4 protein-coding genes, 1 other RNA gene and 1 pseudogene are annotated in these 3352 nt (G+C 45.1%); 3 read left to right on the top strand and 3 right to left on the bottom strand.

Annotated features, from left to right (window positions below; translation table 11 throughout):
- Window positions 1–258 (top strand): annotated as a pseudogene (locus V6C93_RS30275) (ATP-binding protein); the annotation flags it as partial.
- A 385-nt stretch (window positions 259–643) separates the two neighbouring features.
- Here the strand turns inward: V6C93_RS30275 and V6C93_RS30270 are convergent.
- Window positions 644–1207 (bottom strand): 2'-5' RNA ligase family protein, encoded by a 564-nt coding sequence (locus V6C93_RS30270; RefSeq protein ID WP_333480392.1) that lies wholly within the window; start codon window positions 1205–1207, stop codon window positions 644–646.
- A 60-nt stretch (window positions 1208–1267) separates the two neighbouring features.
- Here V6C93_RS30270 and V6C93_RS30265 point away from each other — a divergent pair, with 60 nt between their 5' ends.
- Together V6C93_RS30265 and ffs are read left to right on the top strand one after the other, a co-directional pair.
- Window positions 1268–1534, top strand: coding sequence for a YciI family protein (locus tag V6C93_RS30265; RefSeq protein WP_333480391.1), 267 nt, complete (start codon window positions 1268–1270; stop codon window positions 1532–1534).
- A 65-nt stretch (window positions 1535–1599) separates the two neighbouring features.
- Window positions 1600–1696: signal recognition particle sRNA small type (gene ffs / locus V6C93_RS30260), an RNA gene on the top strand.
- A gap of 784 nt (window positions 1697–2480) precedes the next feature.
- Here ffs and V6C93_RS30255 read toward each other — a convergent pair.
- Both V6C93_RS30255 and V6C93_RS30250 read right to left on the bottom strand, forming a co-directional pair.
- Window positions 2481–2726 carry a hypothetical protein gene (locus V6C93_RS30255; protein ID WP_333480390.1) on the bottom strand — a complete coding sequence of 82 codons (246 nt, stop codon included), beginning with the start codon at window positions 2724–2726 and terminating at the stop codon, window positions 2481–2483.
- Between the two features lie 193 nt (window positions 2727–2919).
- Window positions 2920–3219: a hypothetical protein gene (locus V6C93_RS30250; RefSeq protein WP_333480389.1), complete on the bottom strand. Its 300-nt coding sequence runs from the start codon at window positions 3217–3219 to the stop codon at window positions 2920–2922.
- Between the last annotated feature and the right edge of the window lie 133 nt (window positions 3220–3352).

Raw genomic sequence — 3352 nt, 5'->3', positions numbered from 1 at the left:
CCCGATGCGAAAGCTAGAGCCGAGATTTGGCAACGCATCTTCCCCAGCCAAACCCCAACCCAGGAACTAAATGTGAACAAGTTGGGAAAATTGAATGTCGCTGGGGGAAATATCCGCAATATTGCCTTAAATGCGGCCTTTCTTGCTGCGGATGCGGGAGAGCCAGTGATGATGAAACATATTCTACAATCGGCAAAGAGCGAATATGTCAAGTTAGAGCGATCGCTCACTGATGCTGAGATTAAAGGTTGGGTCTGATTCCTATTTCAACAAACGCAAGGTTGTTGAGGTTAGGGTGCTTGGTACTTGTTACCCCCATTGCGGGTAAAAAATCAGGATAATCCAGCTGGCGATAAAAAAGGCAGCGAATAATCCAATCATTATTTGCAAAGACCAGCGTACATTCAAGCTGCCGAGGAGCGGAGTAGCAGAGAGCAGCAGAATAAACAAAAATATTAAGACAAACCAAACCATAGCGTTATACCCTTTGATTGCACTGCTACAAAAGTCTAAAAGTTGTTAGCACAGAGTTTACTTTTAAGTTGATAAAACAGGTTAGCACCAGCCTAGCGTGTCCCAAGGCCATCAGGAATCACACTTTGGTTAAGGTGCAAGACAGGGGGAAGTACGTCAGAGCTATAGCTCATTCGACAGTATCAGGAAAATCAAAATTTTTACTGACATTCCATTGCTTACCATCATGAATGAGTAGCGTGAGGTGAGAAACTGTAAACTTAAACTCTAACTCTCGACGCTGAAATTCAGGCCATGCAGCGCGGAAGTTCTGCCGCGTCAAGTCGGAAAAAGCAACTGTCATGTGAGGCGCGAAGGGACGAGTTTTAGAAACTGGGTCAACAATGCCTAAAGATTCCTCTAAGTGCGCCATCAAATAGCCTTGCAAACTCATCAGTTCTGGCGTCTTGATGACATTGATGTAAATGACACGCGGCACAAATGCCCCAAAGCCTTTGAGAATAATCGGCACTGGCGTTTGACTCTCGGCAAACGTCGAGAGGGTTTGTTCAAGAACTGATACGTTATCCAGAGGCCATTCAAAGGGCGGCTGTAGAGTAATGTGGGGTGGAGACTTTAGAGCATGTCGGCTATTGTAGTTTTTCGCGAAGTACTCTTTAATCTCTGTAGCGTAGTCTTGAATGTCCTGCGGCGGCAGGAACGCGATGAAAAAGCGGCGTTTTGAATTATCCAAATAAACAAAATCGGTAAATTACTAAACGTTCTTAATTTGTACTATAGTCCAAAGTCTAAAATGCCCTGGTTTGCAAAGATTGAAGAAGGCATCGTTGATAAAGCCACCTTTGACCAATATGTACCAGCTCATAAAGCCTACGTCGAAGGCTTGATTGCCAAGGGGCACAAGGCGAGAACTGGCTACTGGGCAGAGAGAGGAGGCGGAATGCTCTTATTTGAAGCCGATTCGATGGACGAAGCAAAAGCTATTGTTGCCCAAGACCCGCTGATCCCAAACCATTGCGTCAAGTATGTCCTGCACGAATGGCGTCTCCTTGTGGAGTGAGGACAGAAGTGAGTGCCTCGTCTTTCCCTGACTCAAACAGGACAAAATGATGTTATGATAATTATGACCTGGAACTATGCGGTTTCAACGCCCAAACCTTGTCAGAACCGGAAGGTAGCAGCAATACGGGATGCTTGAGGCAGGCGTAGTCTCCGGGTCATTTAGCTTCAAGGAGCCAGATTGTAAGCTGTACAGTGACTGTACCAGCGATGATGGCCTCAGTGACTCAAGTCAAATTGCACTTCAAGCGATGCGAAAAAAGAATTCTACCAGAGATCGCCAAACCCGCTTTACCTTGTTCAAACTGTAGCTTGCTTCTCGCTTATTGAGTACGAAGTGAGGTGAAGGTAGGAAACACATCAACATCAGTAGAATGCAGTGTCTTCTGAGAAGCGAGAAGAACTTCAGCAATTGCTTGCGAAATTGGGAAAAAAGGGCAATATTCCTCTAGAAAAGTTTATCCTGGCTTAGTATTTGGATGAATTTTTCATCAATTGGCGCTCTTAAGGCTTGACAGATCACAGTTTAAGAGACCTTTTAGTAGACTGCGGCTATACGGAATGTGCCTATAGAGCTACGTTGCCATAAGTTGCTCGAAGCGCAATCGTTCAGGGTTATCAATGGCTTGTTAGAGGCTGGCACTCGAACGATGACTCTCCAGAGGGGTGGATGACCGCGATTCTCAAGCAATTTTCCCTTGCGGGAGTTGAATTACTGCGTTCCTACCTGAATGCCAACTCGCTTGATATCTATTAACCCAGCACCCTTTGTTCGTACAGATTTAGCAATGACAACCTGGTTGTGTAGCGTGTGTTCGGCAACGTCATAACGCGCGGTTTATCTTGGTTTCGGTACGTTACGCTGACGCTAACAGCACGCTATGCACTGTGGATCAGTTCAGGCATTGAAGCCAAACTCGTAGCGGTTAATGAATAAACCAATGATTTTACAAGACATCTATGTTATCTAGATTGGCTTGCAACGGAACTGCAACATTATTGCTAGAGGCATTGACATTGACAAGCCCTACTTGTTGAGTAGATGCCTCTAGTCCACCCGTAACCTGCGCGGACGTAGATGCCCCTAGTCCACCCGTAACCTGCGCGGACTCAGCATCAGTCAATTCAACTAATAAGCTGTCAAGGTCGTTGATGGATAGAGTAGAAATGGGCTGATTTTGATGTTTTGGCATAAAGGGTTTCTGCTCAGAGGTGTATTAAATAACCCCAATAGAATACCACTAGCTCGATTAGCAGTCGAGTTGGCTTCTTCCTACTTAATCCAAGGTTTATCCTACGGTATGGATTATGTGAATTCTTACACGTTGACTTGACAACAGCATTTTTACAGTGGAAACCGAAAACACACTGAGAGGACACTCAAATTTATAAACTGGTAAGCAATCTCGCCTTTCTCAGAAAAAACTGTAAGATTGTTTCCTCTCTGGAAACAATTTCAACGCTGCCCTCCATTCCGGATTGAATGGAGCATATTTGTCCATTCGCCTGCAATGTTAATTTCATGGGTTGAATGGTGACTTCATAGGTTCCCCCCACCGCAGGTCTGGGACTTTCCTGAGTTGCGTTGCCATCTGTTCTAGAAAGGGCGATCGCATCGGGTGCTATTGATTTGACTTTACCCTGCAACGTTCCATAGTCTGGATAGGGACAGGCAGACAGCCGCATATAAACCCATTAATGTCGAACAATCGGATGTCTTCCTCAAGTTAGGTAGGCACTTCCCAATTCTCGCACCTATCCTAGAGAAATAGGGTACTAGCGTAATATTTGGAGAATTAGTTATAGTGAATCGCTTCGG

This window comes from Allocoleopsis sp. (assembly GCF_036703385.1).
In the GTDB taxonomy this organism is placed as follows: domain Bacteria; phylum Cyanobacteriota; class Cyanobacteriia; order Cyanobacteriales; family Coleofasciculaceae; genus Allocoleopsis.
Note: the sequence above shows the minus strand (reverse complement) of the source record. Positions and strands in the feature narration are given on the sequence as shown.